Origin of the sequence: Paraburkholderia fynbosensis (assembly GCF_902859935.1) — a bacterium.
In the GTDB taxonomy this organism is placed as follows: domain Bacteria; phylum Pseudomonadota; class Gammaproteobacteria; order Burkholderiales; family Burkholderiaceae; genus Paraburkholderia; species Paraburkholderia fynbosensis.
Map to the genome: position 1 here is coordinate 19600 of NZ_CADIKI010000005.1, position 19259 is coordinate 38858.

A 19259-nucleotide genomic window follows, 5' to 3' on the forward strand; every position below is an offset into this window, starting at 1 on the left:
GCAATATCGACTGCTTTCGAAAATTCTTCAGTCTGTCGCGGAGAATAACGGCGAGACGGGACATTTCGAGTCCCGCTCGAATTTAGCTTGAATTTAAAATCGGATCGACCGACGCGTCGGGATTGACTCACTGCGGATAGAGCTCCCCCAGCGCGCGAGCTTCCTGCGCAAACTCCGCACGCAGGCTCTGCGGCCCGATCACTTCGACGTACGGCCCAAACGAACGCAACCACCAGCGCAGGCGCTGACTCAGCACCGCGGTACCCTGCACTTCGAGTCCATCTTCGATCTGCCGGGCCTCCTGATCCGCAGCGAAAGGCGTCTCCAGAAGGTGATTGCCGGCGCCATTCAGGAACCGCAACGTGAGGGTGACTTCGCCTTCGACCATAAAGTCGAACTGCCGCTGCTGCTTCACATAGTCGTCAAGCCTGAAGGCGCGGGGATACGAGAAAGACTCCAGCATCATCTTCGTGCTGTCCAGCCGGTCCAGCCGGTACATCGTCGGATTCGGACGGCCTTCAGTGCCGCCGATCAGGTAGACGAGGCCGCCTACCTCGACGAGGCCGAGCGGCAAGATCACCTTGCACTTGTCATTCGTCACATTGGAGCGCGGGCGGTAGACGATTTCCAGCTTGCGCTCGTGAAAGAGCGCCTGGGAAACGATGGCGAAGATCTCGGCATCGATCTGTGGGTAACGCAGCGCGAACCCGCTGTTCTCCACCGCGACTTTGTCCGCCCATCGCCTGTAACGGCGCTCGTCCTCCGTCACCGCCGCTTCGAGACGCTTGTCCGCGACCTCGAACAGATCGGCCAGCGCTTCCGCGACGAGGGTCGGGATCTGCCGCGACGTGAAGCTACGCAGCATATGCAGGGCCAGCGCTTCCTCTCGCGTCATGATTGCGCCGGATTTCCCCGCCATGCCGCCCGCGCCGGCGCCTTTGCGCCAGTACCAGGCCGCACCACGTTTCTCCATGTCGACGATGCCCTCGAGCTGCAGCCGCTCCAGACGCCGTTGCACCGTTTTGATAACCGGCGCGTCAGACTCGATGATCTCCAGCTTTTTGTGGACCGCCGGCGTGCTGAGATACTGATTGCTCGACCCGGCATTGGGCAATACGCTAATGATCTTGCTATCAAGAATATCCATGCGGGAGAACGTTCGATGAGTTGTAGGCTGCATGACATCCGAGTTAACGGCGACGCGCGGCAAATCTTAAGCGGATACACCAAAGATTGGATTTCTTATTTGGCGTCAATGGCTTGCGCGCCGCTCAGATTGCCGGCGAGGCATCGCACGTCATAACCGATCACGAATAGCGACGCTTCAAATGCATGGAGGCGCGAGTGTGGTTGTGCGCTCAACAATTGCGGAGCCTGTCTGAGCAGGTCTTCCGCGATCCAGCCAAGCCGCAGTTTGGCTGATGCCCAACGGGCCGGCATGTCTGGCTGGGTGTAGTACATCGAGGCGCCTTTGGACATCAGCGCCCCGGTATCCAAGCCGATCAATTTACGGCGTGCTGAGGCGTCCATGGTCGGGAATAAAAGCCGAGCCGGAACCTGCCGCCATGCACGCCGAGTTTTGATGCGGAACAGTTCGACGAGAGAGGCCATTGCGGCAGCCACGCGCGAATCGTAAATCGGCAGCCCATCATCCGATGCCAACGCATACACCTTGGTCAGCATCGAGTTGACGTTCTCGATCGCACCGAGTTGGTCCAGATGGCCGCTGCTCAGACGAAACGCTTCACGCGCTGCCTTGAGATAGGACGAGTTGTCCGCTCGCGCGCTTTGCCTCAAGGAATGGCCGCGCACCGACGCTGCTCTTGCGCTCGCCACCCCTCTCAAAGATCGCTTGGCACGCTCGCATCGCGGCCTCGTCCGACTCGCTTGCCAGCGCCGCCCTCAATGTCTCTCCGAGACGCTTGAGGCTGCGCGCCGTGCTGTCCCAGCACAGCGATTTCACTGACGATCCCCTATCATCGGTCCAGTCAGCGCGCCAGACATAAGTGTCGATGACGCCATCAAAGCCGTGCACGGTCCTGACAACGCCCTGGGGCACGCGGGCCGAACTGCCGATGTTCAACTCGACCGGCACGCGGCCTGCAAAGCCGGCGAGCCACGTGACGAGTTCAGCGACTTCGGGGTCGCCTAGAAATTGTTTCCGGTTCATCTGGTTGGCGCCTCTTCGATCAAATACGTCGCCGGGCGAGCGGATCTTGCGGTCCTTACATGTCGCCGCGACAGCCTTATAACGGCGTCGGAAGTGATTTCTTTAGACAGAGCCTCGAAACACAGCATGTCCCGAAGCGTTGTGCGATCGGCTAGTGGCTGATCCTTATCACTATGCGCCGAGTGCCGCGTCTATCAGCGTCAATACGTCAAGCGCGCGCCCTTCCAATCCGATGCCGATTGCATGATCAATCAGCGGCTCGCGAGCATTGATGCGAATCACGCGAGGGCCGTGCCGCTCGCTGAAACGTCGAACCGTAGGCAGTGCCGTGCCCGCGCCCACCTCCAGAACAATGAGGCGCTTGACCGACGCAAGCCACAGGACACGGCGCGCCGCCTGCGCGTCAGCACGGGAAGACAGCCACGCCGAGTCCCAGAACATCAGGATATTCGGCCTCGACACTGCGCCGCAGTGTTTGCAGCGCGGCAACGGACCGGTGTGACGGCATACGCGCTCGTCTACCTGCGGCACGAAGTCCGCCGCCGACTTGATATGCGACGAACAAGGTTCGGTGCACTGCAAGTAATGAATCGAGCCGTGATGTTCCTCGATCCGGTCCTCTGTGAAACCCGCCCGTTGGAATTGTCCATCCACGTTGCTCGTGAAGACGAACGCACCGCGCTCCGCGCGTTCGCTCCAACGTTTGAGAATCGCAGAGCCTGGATGCGGTTCGGTCTCGCGATAAAGTTGGAGGCGGTGTCCGTAGAAGCCCCACGCGAGCTCCGGCTCGTCTTCGAATGCACGTGGGTTCACGATGGACTGAAAATCCCGCTTTGCGTCGGCAAGCGCCGGGTAAGCACACCACAAGTCCGCATTGCTGCGAAAATCCGGCAAGCCCGAGTCGACGCCCATCCCCGCCCCCGCCGTGACGAGCAGACCATCTGCGTCGCGTAGCCACGCGACCGCTTGCTGCACGCGCACTTCCAGCATTGAGGATTCCTCCACGTCTTTGGATGTTGAATACCGTGCCATCAGGTATTCGCGCCCAGGTTCCGCTCAACGCGACACCCGTGCCATTGGCAATCATCCTAGCGCGCCATTGGGACAATCAATGTCTCGATACGACTGCCTGCCGCCAAAGAATGCATGGGACAGCCGTTGTCCGAAAGCGCCGCTATCTTCTCGCCGTGCCGACGTCGAACCACGCCAGCGTTCAAGATAACTCCGCTTTGAAAGGACACAAAACTGCTCGATACAAACACAGTGAAGCACATTGGCATCGCCTTGTTCAACGGCTTTGCGCTCCCTGAGGCGGCGTCTATCGTCGAAGCATTTCATTCGGCGAATACCCTTGCTGATAGCGCGCCACACAGCGTCACACGCTATGACGTACGGCTGTTATCAACGACCGGCGGCCGCATCGCCAGTTCGTCGCTCGTGTTTGTCTGGACTGACAGTGTGGAGGCGCTCCGCCATGCGGACAACTTCGATGCGCTGTTCATTGCAGGCGGCGAAGGGGTACATAACGCGACCGGCGATGAGCGGTTGCTCACGTGGCTGCGCCGCGCCTATCGCCGCAGCGAATTGGTGCTCCCTATCGCGGAGGGGCGGTTCCTGCTCGAAGCAGCCGGGTTTGCATATTCGTCCAATAGCGAACGCGATGACGAGCCCACGCGTCGCCCAGGCCTCGATCCGAAAGCGTCACTCGACGTATCGAACCCACTGCAGACCGCGTTGAGTGTCATCCGGGATGATCTCGGCACGGAGATCGCGCGTAAAACCGCAGAGTGCGTCTTGCCGCCCGCATCGACGCACTTCACATCGACCCTGCGTAGAACGGCGTCGCCATCCGTCAGCAAACGAATCCGGGACTCCGCGCACTGGCTCGAAGCAAACAGCGACCGGCCGGTTGCCATTGACGAAGCAGCGCAACTCGCCGCCATGAGCGAGCGCAATTTCCTGCGACGCTTCAAGGCGGAAATGGGCGTGACGCCTTCGGACTATCTGGCGTGTGTCCGGCTTGATAGAAGTTGCCGACTCCTTGTCGAGACGACGCTTCCGGTCGACAAGATTGCCCGTCGTTGCGGCGTAGGGAGCGGGGGACAACTAGCGAAGCTTTTTCGCAAGCACCTGGCGGTAACCCCCACCGAATACCGTGCGAGCAAACGTCCATCAGGCACTTGGTGACAGCGCGTCCCTCAGAAGCGATCGATCAGGTTCAAAACGCGACGGCGATCGACCGCTTTTTGCAGGCACGCAAGACATTGCGGATCTATCAGACACGATTTGACTCCATGGGCGGCCACACTATCAATCTACTGAACAGCAAGGAGAGCGACAGTATGCGAAATCTCAATTCAAACGCACTTGAAATCGCGGCACGTCGCGTCAGTCAGCCGGTGCGCGCCGACGGCGCCGCGTTGCATATCGGCCTGCGGTTGTGGGGTTTTGTCGAATCCGAGGTCAATACGTGGATTCCGAATCTTCCGACACTCGACGGATTGCTCTCTTGGGAGATCGCCCGGCAGCGGGACGGCGACGGTGCCGGCATGATCATCCACCTGGTCAAGTCCTCGTCGAACGCGTTGGGATCATTCTGCTGGAACTGCGTGGGCGCCAACGAAGCTATTCGAGCGTCGGCGAATGCAGCACGCGTCGAAGCCGCGTTGTTTTCCGGCGATGAGCGCCGCTTGCCCGCCGTCCGATCCGGACTCTGGGCGATGGCAGGCACTCGTCCGGTAGAAACCGCACTCCATACCCTGGCCCATGCAGTCATCGTTCCGCGACTCATGCATGAACGCGCGCGCCAGAAAGCGGGTGCGGTTCGCGTGGCGCCGCGGCGCGTCGTTCTAACGGCCGCGGCGACGTGACTGTCATGCTTGCATAGCCCGGTCTTTATAGACTTGGTTTGGGTTTGATAAGCATCGAGCAGACACAGACAGTTAGTTGCATTGTTCAGACTTTGCTTTGAACCATAAGAGTGAGCCGTTAGCCCCGAACCTGACGCACTAGCTACCTTCGCGAGGGAGTCGAGCAATAACTCGTTCGTCGACACGTTCACTTCGCCTTCCAGATGGAAACATGCCTCAACCACCGCGTTCGCCGGAGACGACCGAGTGCGGTCCTCCTCGGACTTTGGATGGGCATTGAATCAGTAGCGTGCTGCAGGACGGCCGTGCACCGGCTGTCTCGAGGTCGGGAATGCGTTCCACCACTCGTGCCCGCGCCGAATCTGGACGGGCCAGTCTCTCGGTGCTGAAATGCCTTGCGCAGACAGGCCGGTGACCGCGCGCGGCGACAGCCAGGCGCCGAGGTCTTTACTGATCTGCCGAGTCGGCATGCGCATCCCGGAAGAGTTCGGTCGCCTCTACGGTCGTCTTCGCCTCCCGCAAACGCTCACCGTCAGGGAGCCCAAGAATGGCGGCGAGATCCGTCCAGGCTTTCACCAACTTGCGCCGGATACCGCCGAGGACGCCGCGCGCCGACCGCGCTGCCCCAACGCGGTCCGGCAGATAGCGTTCCGCGGCGTTACGAACCGGCATACCGGCGTACCAGGCGCGCAGCATGGCCAGCTCATCGGCATCGGGAAAATCCACCGGGCGAGGTTCGGGTGAAGGCGTCGGGGTCGGTATGAGGCGCGTTTTCATAGGCGGCAGTTTGGCACAACAACAATACTATTGTGATAAGTCTTCCTATGCTAATAGTTCCCTATTCAAGCAACTCCTAGTCTTCGCGAAGGGGGCTGACATTCCGCCCGGACAACCGACTCGTGCCGAATCCAAGACAGAAGCTTTGGCTACCGAAACGACCTCTTATGAAGACACATCCGCCTACATTAGGATTACGAACTAAACAGGAGGCCTGTCGCCCCTCCCGCTAGTACAACAATTGCTGCCTGCGTTGGATTACCGCCCCGATGGATCGACAGCATGTGGTGCGGGCAACTGACAATGTCCGTAAAGCCACGCACAAACCGGAAACTGGCGCATCGTGGGTGGCCTTGATGGCGAGTGCACGGGCGGGCTGGCAATCGTCGAAGGCGATCTTGACCGAAACTTGACCGAAGCACGCAGAAATTGCCCTCAAAAGGGCTTAAAGCATAGTCGGTTAGTGGACGGCCACCACTGCAAGTCATTGATTTAACTTGACTTTATTTTCCGCCTGTTGACCGCGAATGGGATTTTCAATTCCTTGGTCACAGCTTCGAATCCCGTATGGCCCACCAGCGATTATCTGTTGGGAAAACCAAGGGCTGCGCAAAACGGGCCCCTGATCAATGAAGCTCCTGAGACTTCAACCGAAGATTTCAAGACCGTTCCTTTGCACGAGCTGAAGCATACGCGCCACGATGCCACTGGACTTCTTGTCGCCTTGTCCGAATCCCTGTCGAATCGAACGTCGACGCTGGCGACCTGATGAAGCCTGTCACAGGAATCTCCTTCGCCAGACGCGTTTCCACTTCCTGCCAGATCTGGCGTCTGGCAGATCGCCGTGGCAGTCGCGCTTCCGCATCTGAATCGATCAGGTTGCATTCGTCAGTCAAACGTCTATATTTGGCAGATGAAACCTCGCTCCTGCCTGAGCCCATGTCTTGACCGGAGCAGGTTTATGCCGCAATGCGTGCCTGAAGCAGCGAATCATGGGTTGGCTGAAACTCGCGCTAATCGTCGCTATCGTCGTCGCTGTCGCAAAAGGCCTCCAGCTGTTCAACCGGCACAGCCGGCGCCGGTTCGGCCATTCCTTCTTTACAACACGCGGATTCTGGCTCACCGCCATCGCGATCAATCTGCTCTGGTGGGGCTTCTATTTCTGGGGGAAAGCACACCTTCAGCATACAGCAACATCCGACGGAATCATCCTGATGGTCTTCGGGCTTGCCGCCGTTGCATGGCTGCTGTACGAGAATATCCGCGACACCGATCTCCTCCACGGCATCGGTGGCTCGGCGCTGCAACTGCTCCTGTTTTTTCCGCTCGCACTCTACAGCTTTCCGTCGCTGATCATGGGCATGGTCTTCGTGCTGATCGCCTCGTACAAGGCGGGCCGCGCACTCCTCATGGATCGCTGACACCACAACGTGAATCGAAGCGCGGCGCCAGACTCTCTCAAACTGGCGCCGTTACCAATGTCAGAATCGTCCCACAGGGTCTTTCGACCGGTCCTCGCTGTAGGTAATGAGTTCGCTGCGCGGTGCGGTATTTCCTATACCGCCAGCGGTGTACTGGATATCGACGCATTCCATATCAAACTGCGCGAACAACGCCCTCATCGCCGGGTGGTTATTGACCGTCAGTCGCCCGCCCCCGCAACCCGCCGAGCATTCCCGCCATACGCTCGTACTGTTCAAATTCAAACGGCAGGCCGCAGCCCCCCGCTTCCCAGTATGGGCACAAGATAGAAAAAAGTGTGTGGCCGATCGTACCGGTGCATGCAGGCATGCCGGTCCAGCTTTTCGATATACGGTCCCGACAGCCTGAGATGGGCCGCCGAAAGCGTCTCCTCCAGGCGTAACAGATTGAGCGCCGACGACGAGGTCGTCGCGGTACCGAAAGTCCGCCCTTCAACCCGGCCGCCGAAGCCGTTCTGCTGGAGGTAGTAGAAGCGCGCTGCACGCTGGATGTCGGTCGGTGTGTGCGGTGGTATATCGCTCAACCACCTGAAAACCTCCTGACTGCTCAGTGCCCACTTAGTTGCCTCACAAACTCTTCGAGGTGACGCTGGACCACGCGGTACAGGTTCACGAGTTCATCGTTCACGTCGTTCAGGACTTCGACCGCCGCGGGCGGGCGCATGAAGAAGAGTGCCGCTGCACCCGCGACGACCTCAACATAACAGCTGTGGGCCGGAAACCGCGGAATGAGTATGTCCGCGAGCCGCCGCTTGCCGCCTATCCACAGAATGATCGGCATCGCCATTCACATCTCCTCTGCTCACCGCTCCACGCGGACATCCAGGTCGTCCGGAAACAGTTCCTGCTGGGTCTCACCGCGGTCCGTGCGACGTAATCCACGATCACGCATTGAGCTACGCCGACGTAACCCTTCGTTCCGGCCGGTGCGTCCGGTGTCGGGCCGGTCGTGCTGGACCGGCATCGTCTGCACGAAGTCTGTGATCATTTCCGTCAGGCTCCGGTCATCAGCACTCTGCGAGCCAGCCATCGCGTGAACGACGCCTTGCCATGCTTCGAGCGGCCCAGCGTGTGCGTGCCACGAGGCAAGGCGGGTCGGCTCGTCCAGCCCCGATCGCCAGTAACGTGGTATTTCTCCGCGCGCGCTCAGATGCACGACAGCCTGTTTCGGATAGCGCCGCGTTTCTCCACGGGCGAGTCGCGGCGTCGCGTTTGCCTCAACGCCGTGCTCCCGCAACTGAGCGGCAAACCGTTCGCGCCAGCGTTGCAGGTCCTTCCTGCGCGGGTTGAGCCGCCTGCCGTCCAGTCCACGTACCTGCACGCTCAGATGCACGTGCGGGTGCGCTTCATCGTCGTGCGCCGCAAAGACATACCGTCTGCCGTCACTGAATTCCGCAGCCGCGAACGCGCGCGCGGCATTGCGCACCGCCTGCCGGTCCGTCCCCGGTGGCATTGACAGCAACACGTTGAACACCTCCCGCCTGCGGCTTTCCTCTGGAATACCCCATCCACCGAGGTGCCACGCATCCGCGAGATCGTGCAGCGCCTCGCGACCCAGCACGGTCATCCCGTCCTGGTCCTCGAGTTCCACCTTACCGTTGCGCGAGATGTAGCGCAGATGACGGCGCACAGCGCCCATGCCCTGCGCGCTCGACGCCTTGTTCGTGATCTTAACCATCACCTCGGGGATACGCCTGAGCGTGCGGGCGAGCTGCTCGCGCATGTGCCGCACATCCCGCTGGAGTTCGCCGCGCGACACACGCGGTGCCCGCACGTGTCGCAGCGGATCGTGAAAGAGCCGGTCACCCCAGTTCAGCAGCATCTGATCCACGTATGTCTTCGGAAAAGGCATGCTAACGGCTCCAGCGATCGAGATTGGCGCGCAGCACCTGCATGACTGTACGCAGGTGCGCATCGATCGCGCCACGCGCACCCTCGATCATGTGCGTCATGTGCGCCGCGTCGCGCGCATCACCATGCGCCTGCAACCGTCCGAGCAACGTCACGATCGTGGCCAGATGCTGGTTCGATTCCGCAAGCAGTCGCATCTCCCGGTCGCCCAGCTGCGGCTCATGCACAAGCTGCGCGCGGATCACAGCGACCACCCAGCGATTGACAGTCAGTCCACTCGCCAGCGCACGCTGTCTGGCCGCATCGAGTTCCTCGTGTGTGAGGCGAACTTCGATGCGTTCGCGATGCCCGTCGACCGGAAAACGGCCTTCATGCCCGGCGAACCCGTCCGGCGACTCGTCCTGCCCCAGCACACCGTGGACCAGTTGCCGCACACCATCGGCCGCCGTGACGCCGTGAAGGACGCACCACGCCTCCCAGCGTGGCTTCGCCGGCCCGAGATCCACACACAGTCGCATACGCGTGGTCATGCGCGTGCTCCTACAGGGACGGAGGCGCCGGTTCTGCCGGACTACGTTCAAACTCGCGGGCCAGGACGCGCTCCGCCGTGGTGCGGGTGCGGCGGTTGCGTGCGGAAGGAGCCTCCGGATCGAACACGCGCGGTCGCGGCACGGTGACGCCCTCGGCCATGAACGCGTCCAGCAGCCGTTGCGCATGCCGCTGCACGCGCGCAATGGATCGCTCGCTGAAACCCTGCTGCCGCATCGCGGCGGTGAGCACGGCCATCTGCAAGGGGTGCTCTTCGGGTGACGCGACGGGCGGTTGCCGCCGCACGGCCTGGGCGTGCTGCGCAGTTGCCGGCCCCGCAGTCCCGCTCCTTCCAGCGTCGCTCCTGCTGTCGGACGCCTCGCGACGCGACTGCGTCCGCTCCTTCCCGACGACATCGACCTGCCACGTATTGCGATAGACTTCCTTTTCCTCTTCGCCGATCACATTTCCTGTCGCGTCGAGTACCGGGACCGTCACTGTCACGAGACGCCGGCCAAGGTTTTCGAGCATGACCTGCTGTCCGGCCAGCGCCCCGGACTCCGCAACGGCCCGCTCCAGATCCACACCCCAGACGACATGGTCCGCATCACCCGCGTCGCGATAGACCACGTAATACGAGTCACTGCGCGAAGGGTTGTGCTGGTAGGGCGCGCCGCCGTGCTCGACCAGTTCACCTGTATGGCGCTGCCGCTCCTGTCCCTCGGATTCAGCAGCGCGTGGCGCCGTTTCGGCGGCTGGAGCATCACGCGGCGGCTCAGCAGCCTCCAGTGGCGCGGCGGCACCCGTCTCCGGTAGCCGGGAGGCATCGCGCTTCGCTGGTTGCGCCGCCTGTGATTCCGTGGGGCCGGGCGCCGCCGCAGGCGTTTTCGGGGAATCCGCAGGAGCTCGCATAGTCGCAGGCGTCTGTGTGACATCAATGCGGTTGGTCATCCGGTCACGACGACCTTCGGCCAGACGCGCCAGGTCGACTGCCTTCGGCTCGTAGCCGGTCACCTCGATGCCGAACAGCATCGCCCGGACCCACACCTCGCGCCGGAACTGCTCGTGGCCTGACACCCGCACGCGCCCCCAGGCCTTGGCACGAACCATGTCCACCATCGACTCAACGACGTCCGGCCGGTTGTGTTCCGTCACCAGGTAGGGACCGATATCCTCGAATGCGAGCTGATGCGACGCATCCTTCAGGAAATACTGGTTGCCCGACCGCAGGTAGCGCTTTCGCACTGTCTCTGGCGGATTCCCAAGCGGCGCCCATCGCATGGTGGCCGCGTCGTCGCTGGCCCGCGGCGTCGCTTCCGACGCCGGTTGCGGTGCCGCAGCTTGCGGTGGAGCACCCGCCTGGATGGCCTGATCACGCAGTCGCGCCCGCGCGGCATCGAACTCGCGGCGCCGGCGTGCGCCCAGGGCATCCGCCGACGTCTGGTCGAAGCGGTCTGCGCCCGCAGCGCCGTCCTGCGGATCCGGACGAGGCGGCGGGTCCGGCTCGATCACGTTGATAACCGGATCGTCGGCAGGCGTGCCGGCGGGGGTAGTACGGGTTGTGGTTTCATCCATCATGGATCTCCCTCTGGTCGCTGGCTGACGCAGCGTCGCGCAATCAGCGTTGCTGCCCTTCGCCCTGTTCGCGGCCGGTGCGCTCCTTCGACTGCGCGAGAGCGGCCGCCCGTGCTTCCCTCACCCGCGTCCATGACACGCCCTGCAACTGGTCGAGTGTCGCATCGAGCTCGTTGCCGAAACCCACCTCGCGTGCGGACTTCTTTAGCGACGCAACCGTTCGCTCGAGCAGATCGCGCGCACGGTCCCACGGATACACCTTCCCGTGGTTGCCGTCGTAGCCGACCTGCACCTCCGCCCCATTGAGGCGCTGGTTTTCGTCCATCCACCGCAGCCGGTCCGAGACGAACTCCACGTTCGCCTTCGCGTGGAACACCACGCTACGCGTCGACACTTCCTGGATCAGGTAGTGCTCGGTGTTGAACACCTCGCCACGGTAGGGACCACCGTTCTCGCGGGGCGTCGCCATGCGGATCTGCGCGCCGAAACGATGCTGGGCCAGCGCCTTGATCTCGCCGGGCACCTCGTCGAGTCCGTACAGTGGCCCGCCCACCTGACGGCGCACCAGCGCATCCGGCGCACGCGCTGGTGGAGACTCCACGTTCGGCGCTTCGGTCTCGCGCCGGTCCTCTCCCGGCGGCTGGGACTGTTCCTGCCCGGCTGCCGGCGCCGGGTTTTCCTGCGGCGCCGGTTCTGGCGCGTCCTGATTCGCCGCCCGGCGACGCGAGGTACGGCGCCGGCCCGACGCCTCTGCGTCACCCACGAGTTTCTCTTTCACGTTACCCATTTCACCCTCCTTCGGTGCATCGCCCGATCCGTCTGCAGCCATGGCCTGACCAGACACCTCCTCACCCACAATTGCCCGCCCAGGCGCCTCGTAAAGTGACTCCCGTAAAAGCTCACCAACGGCATGGGATCCGGACAGCACGGTCATGTCGTCGAAGTCAGTCGGCATCTCGCCGGCAATGCGGGCCTCCGGTGCAAAGCGCGGTTCTGCCAGCAGCGAGGACGTGCCGGACGCGGCCTGCCTCGCATGTTCATACCCGGCGCCGAGATCGGCTAGCACCGCGATCTCCGCTTCCGGGTAACGGCCGCGCCACGTCGCTGCCACCGGCCGCAGGTTGCCGCTCGACAGGGCGGCGACGCTGAACCAGCCCGTCGCCTGCCACACTGCCAGTGCCGTTGCCACCCCTTCGCCGATCAGGATCGGCGTGACCGCACCGTCGCGAAACTGGTCCGGTTCAACGACCCAGTAGCCGCCCGACTTGGCACCACCGGCCAGCGCAGACTTGCGTCCTTCGGCATCGATCAGTTCCAGTGTCGAGAGGGTCCCGCCAATGCGAACCGGCACCACCAGCACACGTCCGGTGAGCAGCTCCCCGGCACTGCGCGGCGCATATCCGAGCAGCGCATGCAACTCTTCAACCTCGAGTTCGCGCAGCGTGGGGACCGCCCTGACCTGCTTGCGTTCGAGATACGGATGTCCGGGCCCCACCGGCCGTGCCCACCTCCAGATCGCGAGTGCCTCCCGGGCGACCGCCGCCTGTCGCGCGCGCATACGCGCCTCAACCCTGCCCTCCTGCCGCACCTGGTCCATGCAAGGACGCGCTGATGGCACGCTCGCTCTGTCCGCAGGATCCATTGCGGCACGCGACGCCCTGACATCGAAACCGTGCTGCTGCGCGAGCCAGAAGAGCGACGCGAGCGTCTTGCCGCCCGACTCGCCGGCCGAGTGCCACGTCACCCGCGCCGCACGCTCGCTGTAGTTGTGGGCGGTGCGGCTCCATTCGTCCCAGATGTCGAAGCCGGCCTCGCCGAATCCATGCTTGAGCGCGAACGCCATGTCGACCCACGTCGCGTAGTCTTCGGCTGGAATCGTGGCCAGCGCCACGCGCGCACGCTCCTCTTCACTCAGGTACCCGGCACTCATTGGCCTTCTCCGTGAAGCGGCACGACATTCGAACTGTCACCCACATGCGATGCAACCCGTCCGTGCTGGGTGCGAGATGCGCCTGCGGCGCGCGCAGACTTCCGCCGAAGCGTGCCATCCGGGGGGCGCAGTTCCGCGACGTCGAGATCAGACGGCGACAGCCGCCGCGCCGCGACGGCAACGCGCGCAGCCGGCACCCCCAGCAGCATGAAATGCCGCTCGGCATAGGCGGTGGCCTCGTCATCGCTCATGTCGCCAAGATGCCGTGGCAGGTCGCGCGGATCCCAGGCCTGGAGCACTTCCAGATACTCCGGCGGAATGTGCATCACGCCGGCTTCATCCACGTCGTCAGGTTGCACATCCCTTACGCGCCGTTCGACCTGAGCCACGAAACGCACGAGATCCATCGCCGGGATGGCTGGCGCCGTGCGCAGGCGGGAGGTGAACACCGGATCACGCCAGTAGCAGATCCGTTCGGCCAGGATCGGCTTCGTGTTTTCGAGCAGGATGATTTCCTTCTCGCGCCCCAGTTCCTTCAGTTCCTGAGGCAACAGCAGGGCCCGGCGCTGCTCGGAGAAGCTCTCGCTCGAGCCGCCCCGGCCACCGAGGATCGCGTTCGACCGGCTCACACTGCGCGAGCGGTCTGTGAAGGTGCCGAGCATCTCCGAGTATTCGTTCGCATCCTTCTGTTCGCGCGGCGCGTAGATGATCTGCATCGCGTGATTCGTGACGAACGTCCTCGCGTCGGCCCGACCGTAGACCGATTCGAGCTGTGAAACAGACTGGACAATCGAAAGCAGCCGCAGGTTGTATCCCGACATGTAGGCGACAGCGCGGGCGATGATGTGAATCTTGCCGACCGACGTGAATTCGTCCATCAGCATCAGGCACTGTACCTTCAGCTCCGGGTTGTCCTGGGGCAGTTGCCGCGTGTTCAGGTTGACGAGTTGCGAGAACACCAGGTTGACGACCAGCGCGGCCTCGGCCAGATGGTCCGGCGTGATGCCGACATACACCGACATGCGGCGTCTGCGCACGTCGCGCAGATCGAAGTCATTGGCGCTCGTCGCGGCATCAACGATCGGATTGGCCCAGATCGTCAGCGGCGCATTGAACGTCGCCAGGATGCTCGCCAGGACCTTGTCGTCGTTCGCAAGAAAGCGGTTCAGCGCGTCGACGCACGCACCAGTGAGCAGCCGCCGGTTCTGCAGCAGCGCCTGCTGGAGATACACCTTGACGGGCATGCCGTTACCGGACGACTGCCGCAGCACCTCGCCCATCGTCACCGGATAGTCGGGCACATCGGTGTCGCCGCTGCGGCGCGCATCGCGCCACTCGCATAGCAGCAGTACGATCCCGAGAAACAGGTTGCGGGCCTGGTCCTTCCAGAAGTCGTCGTGACCGCCGACCGGATACAGCGCGTATCCGATTGCAAGAATATCGCCGACGCGGAACAACCCGTCCGGGATCGGCGACAACGGGTTATACCGGTGCGTACGGCCATCCTCGGCAAACGGATTGAACAGGTACACGTCATGGCCGTGTGCGCGACGAAACCCTGCCGTGAGGTTGAAGTTCTCCTGCTTGATATCGAGCACGACCACCGAATCCGGGTAGCTGAGCAGGTTGGGCACCACGATGCCGACGCCCTTACCCGACCGTGCCGGCGCCGCCAGCAGCACGAACTGCTGGCCAGTGAACCGAAGGTAGCGGCCACGCCAGACGCCCACGACCAGCGGCGGGCCGCTGAATGCTTCTGATGTCGTCACCGTGCTCATAGCAGCCCTGCCCGGCGGATGTCCGCCTCGTTTGCGAACCGCGCGCTGCCATAGAGATGCCGGCGGCCGGAGCGACCCAGCAGCGTGTAAGCGCCAAGCGCCGGCGCACCAAACGCGAGCACGAGGCCGAACAGCGCGGCGCCAGCAAGCCGCCGCCCCTGCCCTGGCAGGCGTCCGTCGTACCAGGCCAGCGCAGCATCCGGCCAGGCATGAAACCCGGCATGAAGCGGATTGGCATGCTGGCTCGCGACGAAGAAAAACGACGCCGGCCAGAGGGCGAGGATCAGACCGGCAGCAGCAGTGGCCACAATCGCGAGCGTGACCAGCGCGCGCACCGCGTGATACCCGCCCCCCCTGGTGGTTGACCGTACCGTTCCGGTTGACTTTCCGATGTCCATGACCTGCTCTCCTTTCACCGGAAATCCGCCTGATGGCGATGCAGCGGATCGAACCAGACTTCCGTCATCGACCATCGCCGGCCGGTCTGCTCACCTGACCCGTCGAAAAGAGCCGTAGCCTCCATGTGCGCCACCACATCGATCGTCATGAAGAGCAGGCGGCGCAGTGCCGCGTCATCCCACGTCGAAGCTTCCGGATGTTCCTTCGCCATCAGCGCGAACCGCTCGATCGCGACCGGGGCGCTCGATGCGTGATAGCTCGTGATCGAACCCGAATGGCCCGTGGTCAGGAGTTTCAGAAAGTCGTACGCCTCGCTGCCGCGCAGTTCGGCGAGCAACACGCGGTCGGGACGCATGCGCATCGTGCTGGCGATCAGGTCCGCGGGCGTCACCCGCGCCTGAGCGTGACCACCCTTGCTGTAGATCAGGTGCACGCAGTTATCGATGTGGCGGATGAAGAGTTCGCGCACATCCTCGATCGTCACGATGCGCTCGGTAGCCGGAATGTACCGGCACAGCGTCTTCATGAAGCTCGTCTTGCCCGAGCCGGTGTTGCCCACGATCGCGAGGTTCAGCCGCCCGCGCACCGCCCGCTCGAAGAAGGCCGGGAAATCACGCGCTTCGAGGTACCTGGCGAGTTCGCGATCGAGAGGCCGTAGCGCCGGCATCGTCTCATCAAGTCCAGCCGGGCGGCGCCACGTGGTGTGCGCGAACAGGCCCTCGCTCGTGTATGCATCGAGCGTTTTCTCGCGCGAGGCGGGACGGCGGATCGTCACCGACACGGTACGCGGGGGTACTACCGGTGGAATCACGATCTGGATGCGCGCATCACCTGGCAGCAGCGCGGAGAGCACCGGATGCAGCGCCGAGACCTCCTGGTTCGTGAGCGTGGCAATCGCGACCGCGAACGACATCAGGCGCTCGAAATCAAGGTCCGTGCAGTCGTGCACATGCCATCCGAGATGGGTTTCGGTCAGCACGCATTGTGGCCGGTTGATCACCAGCTCCGTGACCATCGGATCATCGAGCAGCCCCGCGAACGGCCGCATGAGCTCGCGTACCGACGCGTCCTCTGCCAGCCTCGGCAATGGCGCATCGGCTGACACAGGTGCGTCGTTCAGGATGTGGGCCGGCGCGTTCATCGCGAGCCCTCCGGATCGAGCGCGTAGACCGCACTGAAGTCCAGGTCCCGCGCGACGACGATCGTGAACTCTGCCCCCTGGTTCTGTGACAGCGTGGGCGGGATGTTGATCGTGCTGTCGAGTACCCGCGAGGCCATGTCATTGCCCTGCTGCTGCGTGTTCTCGAACACCACCGGGCCGTTGCTATTGCCGCCACGCGTCGCGAGATAGCCGATCGCGTCCTGCGTCATGCCGAGCAGCATGGCCGCGCCGATCCGTTCGCCCCAATGGTTGTTCACATAGCCGCCCACGCCCATGCGTCCGAGCGCGTCCGCGGCCGGCGAATCGATCTCGACCGTCACCCCTTCGGGAGTCCTGATGCGGGCCGACAGAATGAACACCCGTTTCTGTCCAGGTGCCAGGTTCGAGCGGTACTCGCTGTTGATCTGCGAACCCCGTTCAATCAGCACCACACGGCCGTCATCGGAATAGACGTTCTTCGTCACTGTGCAGGTCGAGATACCCGCCTGGGTCGAATCGAACGCGGTATCTCCCACGCAGTCGATCTTGGCGCCTTGTGCAAGGACCAGACTGCGGTTGCCGAGAAAGCCTGCGCGCGCTTTCGGCGTCACCGTCGGCGTCAGCGCCTGGGCAAGCGGACTGCTGCCCTGGGGCTGGCTGACCGCCACAGCAGTCGCGCCCGGCGAAACGCCCGGTGTTGATGCGGCAAGCTCTGCTGCTTCGTTGGCAGGACCATTGCTTCCGCCTGTGCTTCCGGTGGCGAGCAGCGGCGCGTCGTAATAGCTGCGAGCCGGCGCGGTATGGACAGGAGTGTGGGGCGTCGCGGCGGCAACGGGGGCCGACGCGGCGGCACTCGCTGTGACCGGGCTGCCTGGCACTGCGGCAACTGCTGATGCCGCTACGGTCCCGTCGCCGAACACCCGCCCCTGGGACGGCTGGTCCTGCACGGCATCCCGTCTGGCCTTCTCAGCCGCATCGTGCCGCTCGAGAAACCCGTGTATCGTCCAGACCGCTCCGCCGATCACGACCGCCACGACCACGAGCGGCGCAAGCCACCAGGCACGGGGCCGAGCACCCTGCTGCCCCAACTCCGGCATGCCACGATCGGCTGGCTGGTTCGCAGGGCCACCGTTTATGGGTTCGGTGACCTTTGCGGGGTCGCCCTCGGGCACAACGTTGGGCGCAATCACATTGCGCGGCGTTTCCTCATTCATGGCCGTCGCTCCGCAGGACTCGCTTCACACCGCTCACCGTCGTGCCATCCGCAGGCGGTACCCCGTCCACATCGAACGCCTCGTTCCACAGACCGACGACCTCGTCACCGAGACGCAGCACGAAACGTCGCGCGAGCTCATGCACGACGATCACGTCGTCTTCCATGTGCCGGTCGACGACGCTTTCGCTGTCGTTGCCGGCCACGCGGAAGATCGCAGGAATACGCCGGTTGTTGGGAATGCGGATATAGGTGAAGCGCCCGTCATCCCACGCCGCAGTCGGCGCGATATCCTCCGAGTGCGGCATCACCTGCATCGAGTAGGCGGTATTGCGCACCACCGGCGATTGGTCCAGGCGCGCGCGTACGAGGGCGGCATCATCGGCGGCCTTTGTCTTCGCGGCTTGGGCGTCGGGATAGACGAAGGTGATGCGATACATCTCCTCGTCGTTGGCGAACCGGGCTCTCAGCGGCAGCACCACGAGGTCAAAGCTGTAGCTGCGCCGGTCTGTACGGATCTCCAGGTTCGTGTCGTGCGCGGCGAGCTGGGGCTTGAGGTAGACGTCGTGCTCACCCCGGTTTGCAACCACCTGCCATCCGTCCCGGTCGCCGGGGGCCACGACGAGAATGTGCTCGGCCGGATCGAGCGCAATGTGCGTCGCGAAACCGCGCTGCGCGATGATCCGCACCACCTCGTCCTGCCGGTACACGACCTGCCGCACACGCGGGTCGCCCGACCAGCCGGGCACGTCGTACGCGCGGGCGCCACCGCAGAGCGCTGCCAGCGTGGTCGCCAGCACAACGGTGCTCACCAGGTTGTCCAGTTTCATGACACACCTCCCGGGACCGACTGTGATGCCGGCGACGACGCTGCGGGGGTGTATTCGGGATCGCGGCTGTACGCCGTCACCCTGAAGCCGAACGGGTTTTCAATCGCCGTGCGCTCGCGTGTAAAGACGGATGGCCGGTACGTGAAGGCCAGCGTGATGACGAAACGCTGCGGCGCCTCCGCGTTACCGATACCGTTCTTCCACGTCGTGCGCTCGATGTGCACGACGGCATGCCCCGGTTCATCCGGCACAAGCGTCGTCGAGAGGATGCGGATGCGCCGCTGTGCATTTGCCCCGAGCTGCCGGTCCAGCGCGTCCGGTCCGCCGTAGATCGCCCGGTAATCACGCGCGACCCGGTCGTCGCTCATGTCGAGCACGCGGTCGTAGTCCATCTGCAGCAGGCCCCAGTCGTAACGCTCGCGCGAGCGCACGTACGCCTCGACCCAGTGCTTGTCCTCGATGTCGCGCATAGGGATGTGCTTCGCGTCGAGCACATCGATCACCTGCGCTTCGCCCGTCAGCCGGTCAACTTCGATCGGCAGTGGCACGAGCCGATAGAAGGGGATCATCACAGCCAATGCGGTTGCACACAGGATGGCCACCACGACCGAGGTCGCGGCCACGTACCATGCCCGACGCTCGGACCGCTCCTGCAGGTGCGTGACCGACACCTCGAAATCGAGCGCCCGACGATAGTCACGGTCACTGCTCATGAC

General features: G+C 63.3%; 18 protein-coding genes and 1 pseudogene. 3 read left to right on the plus strand and 16 right to left on the minus strand.

The features are described 5' to 3' along the window. Positions 1 to 127 precede the first annotated feature (127 nt). The 4 genes from HV770_RS09730 to HV770_RS09745 form a co-directional block, all read right to left on the minus strand. Positions 128 to 1210 (minus strand): helix-turn-helix transcriptional regulator, encoded by a 1083-nt coding sequence (locus tag HV770_RS09730; RefSeq protein WP_246290791.1) that lies wholly within the window; start codon positions 1208 to 1210, stop codon positions 128 to 130. Positions 1211 to 1242: 32 nt separating this feature from the next. Continuing rightward, the gene (locus HV770_RS09735) at positions 1243 to 1812 is read right to left on the minus strand and encodes a hypothetical protein (protein WP_217468584.1); all 570 of its coding nucleotides are present in this window, start codon (positions 1810 to 1812) and stop codon (positions 1243 to 1245) included. Next, complete coding sequence (locus tag HV770_RS09740) at positions 1745 to 2170, minus strand: hypothetical protein (RefSeq protein WP_175159202.1); 426 nt, start codon at positions 2168 to 2170, stop codon at positions 1745 to 1747. Before HV770_RS09740 ends, HV770_RS09735 begins: the two co-directional genes overlap by 68 nt. 171 nt (positions 2171 to 2341) lie before the next feature. Next, on the minus strand, positions 2342 to 3160 hold the full coding sequence (locus tag HV770_RS09745; protein WP_175159203.1) for an SIR2 family NAD-dependent protein deacylase: 819 nt from the start codon (positions 3158 to 3160) through the stop codon (positions 2342 to 2344). Between the two features lie 273 nt (positions 3161 to 3433). On the opposite strand from HV770_RS09745, the gene HV770_RS09750 reads away from it, so the two are divergent. Beyond that, positions 3434 to 4357, plus strand: a complete 924-nt coding sequence (locus HV770_RS09750; protein WP_246290792.1) for a GlxA family transcriptional regulator — start codon at positions 3434 to 3436, stop codon at positions 4355 to 4357. Next, entirely contained in the window at positions 4354 to 5040 is a 687-nt protein-coding gene (locus HV770_RS09755) for a hypothetical protein (RefSeq protein ID WP_175159204.1), read from the plus strand. The genes HV770_RS09750 and HV770_RS09755 overlap by 4 nt, the downstream gene beginning before the upstream one ends. 447 nt (positions 5041 to 5487) lie before the next feature. Here HV770_RS09755 and HV770_RS39670 read toward each other — a convergent pair whose 3' ends face one another. Continuing rightward, positions 5488 to 5766, minus strand: a complete 279-nt coding sequence (locus HV770_RS39670) for a hypothetical protein (protein ID WP_175159205.1) — start codon at positions 5764 to 5766, stop codon at positions 5488 to 5490. Between the two features lie 1043 nt (positions 5767 to 6809). Here HV770_RS39670 and HV770_RS09765 point away from each other — a divergent pair. Beyond that, on the plus strand, positions 6810 to 7238 hold the full coding sequence (locus HV770_RS09765) for a hypothetical protein (protein WP_175159206.1): 429 nt from the start codon (positions 6810 to 6812) through the stop codon (positions 7236 to 7238). Between the two features lie 60 nt (positions 7239 to 7298). On the opposite strand, the pseudogene HV770_RS09770 reads toward HV770_RS09765, so the two are convergent. The 11 genes and pseudogenes from HV770_RS09770 to HV770_RS09820 all read right to left on the minus strand — a co-directional run bounded on the left by HV770_RS09770 (position 7299) and on the right by HV770_RS09820 (position 19256). Beyond that, positions 7299 to 8085 (minus strand): annotated as a pseudogene (locus HV770_RS09770) (DNA adenine methylase). A 15-nt stretch (positions 8086 to 8100) separates the two neighbouring features. Then, positions 8101 to 9150 (minus strand): relaxase/mobilization nuclease domain-containing protein, encoded by a 1050-nt coding sequence (locus HV770_RS09775; protein ID WP_175159207.1) that lies wholly within the window; start codon positions 9148 to 9150, stop codon positions 8101 to 8103. Position 9151: 1 nt separating this feature from the next. Further along, positions 9152 to 9679 (minus strand): plasmid stabilization protein, encoded by a 528-nt coding sequence (locus HV770_RS09780; protein WP_175159208.1) that lies wholly within the window; start codon positions 9677 to 9679, stop codon positions 9152 to 9154. 10 nt (positions 9680 to 9689) lie between these two features. After that, positions 9690 to 11255: an LPD7 domain-containing protein gene (locus tag HV770_RS09785; protein ID WP_175159209.1), complete on the minus strand. Its 1566-nt coding sequence runs from the start codon at positions 11253 to 11255 to the stop codon at positions 9690 to 9692. Between the two features lie 40 nt (positions 11256 to 11295). Then, positions 11296 to 13182, minus strand: coding sequence for a PriCT-2 domain-containing protein (locus HV770_RS09790; protein WP_175159210.1), 1887 nt, complete (start codon positions 13180 to 13182; stop codon positions 11296 to 11298). Continuing rightward, entirely contained in the window at positions 13179 to 14960 is a 1782-nt protein-coding gene (locus HV770_RS09795) for a type IV secretory system conjugative DNA transfer family protein (protein ID WP_175159211.1), read from the minus strand. Before HV770_RS09795 ends, HV770_RS09790 begins: the two co-directional genes overlap by 4 nt. Next, positions 14957 to 15358 carry a hypothetical protein gene (locus HV770_RS09800; RefSeq protein ID WP_175159212.1) on the minus strand — a complete coding sequence of 134 codons (402 nt, stop codon included), beginning with the start codon at positions 15356 to 15358 and terminating at the stop codon, positions 14957 to 14959. The genes HV770_RS09795 and HV770_RS09800 overlap by 4 nt, the downstream gene beginning before the upstream one ends. A gap of 14 nt (positions 15359 to 15372) precedes the next feature. Continuing rightward, on the minus strand, positions 15373 to 16500 hold the full coding sequence (virB11, locus tag HV770_RS09805; RefSeq protein ID WP_175159213.1) for a P-type DNA transfer ATPase VirB11: 1128 nt from the start codon (positions 16498 to 16500) through the stop codon (positions 15373 to 15375). Continuing rightward, complete coding sequence (gene virB10, locus HV770_RS09810; RefSeq protein WP_175159214.1) at positions 16497 to 17714, minus strand: type IV secretion system protein VirB10; 1218 nt, start codon at positions 17712 to 17714, stop codon at positions 16497 to 16499. The genes virB11 and virB10 overlap by 4 nt, the downstream gene beginning before the upstream one ends. Next, positions 17707 to 18543 (minus strand): TrbG/VirB9 family P-type conjugative transfer protein, encoded by an 837-nt coding sequence (locus HV770_RS09815; RefSeq protein ID WP_175159215.1) that lies wholly within the window; start codon positions 18541 to 18543, stop codon positions 17707 to 17709. The genes virB10 and HV770_RS09815 overlap by 8 nt, the downstream gene beginning before the upstream one ends. Further along, positions 18540 to 19256, minus strand: coding sequence for a VirB8 family type IV secretion system protein (locus HV770_RS09820; RefSeq protein ID WP_175159216.1), 717 nt, complete (start codon positions 19254 to 19256; stop codon positions 18540 to 18542). The genes HV770_RS09815 and HV770_RS09820 overlap by 4 nt, the downstream gene beginning before the upstream one ends. Between the last annotated feature and the right edge of the window lie 3 nt (positions 19257 to 19259).

Bases quoted from the DNA above. Each gene is read 5' to 3' on its own strand.
- HV770_RS09740 (WP_175159202.1), bottom strand. From the start codon at position 2,170: ATGAACCGGAAACAATTTCTAGGCGACCCCGAAGTCGCTGAACTCGTC.
- HV770_RS09745 (WP_175159203.1), bottom strand. From the start codon at position 3,160: ATGCTGGAAGTGCGCGTGCAGCAAGCGGTCGCGTGGCTACGCGACGCA.
- HV770_RS09765 (WP_175159206.1), top strand. From the start codon at position 6,810: ATGGGTTGGCTGAAACTCGCGCTAATCGTCGCTATCGTCGTCGCTGTC.
- HV770_RS09775 (WP_175159207.1), bottom strand. From the start codon at position 9,150: ATGCCTTTTCCGAAGACATACGTGGATCAGATGCTGCTGAACTGGGGT.
- HV770_RS09780 (WP_175159208.1), bottom strand. From the start codon at position 9,679: ATGACCACGCGTATGCGACTGTGTGTGGATCTCGGGCCGGCGAAGCCA.
- HV770_RS09785 (WP_175159209.1), bottom strand. From the start codon at position 11,255: ATGATGGATGAAACCACAACCCGTACTACCCCCGCCGGCACGCCTGCC.
- HV770_RS09790 (WP_175159210.1), bottom strand. From the start codon at position 13,182: ATGAGTGCCGGGTACCTGAGTGAAGAGGAGCGTGCGCGCGTGGCGCTG.
- HV770_RS09795 (WP_175159211.1), bottom strand. From the start codon at position 14,960: ATGAGCACGGTGACGACATCAGAAGCATTCAGCGGCCCGCCGCTGGTC.
- HV770_RS09800 (WP_175159212.1), bottom strand. From the start codon at position 15,358: ATGGACATCGGAAAGTCAACCGGAACGGTACGGTCAACCACCAGGGGG.
- virB11 (WP_175159213.1), bottom strand. From the start codon at position 16,500: ATGAACGCGCCGGCCCACATCCTGAACGACGCACCTGTGTCAGCCGAT.
- virB10 (WP_175159214.1), bottom strand. From the start codon at position 17,714: ATGAATGAGGAAACGCCGCGCAATGTGATTGCGCCCAACGTTGTGCCC.
- HV770_RS09815 (WP_175159215.1), bottom strand. From the start codon at position 18,543: ATGAAACTGGACAACCTGGTGAGCACCGTTGTGCTGGCGACCACGCTG.
- HV770_RS09820 (WP_175159216.1), bottom strand. From the start codon at position 19,256: ATGAGCAGTGACCGTGACTATCGTCGGGCGCTCGATTTCGAGGTGTCG.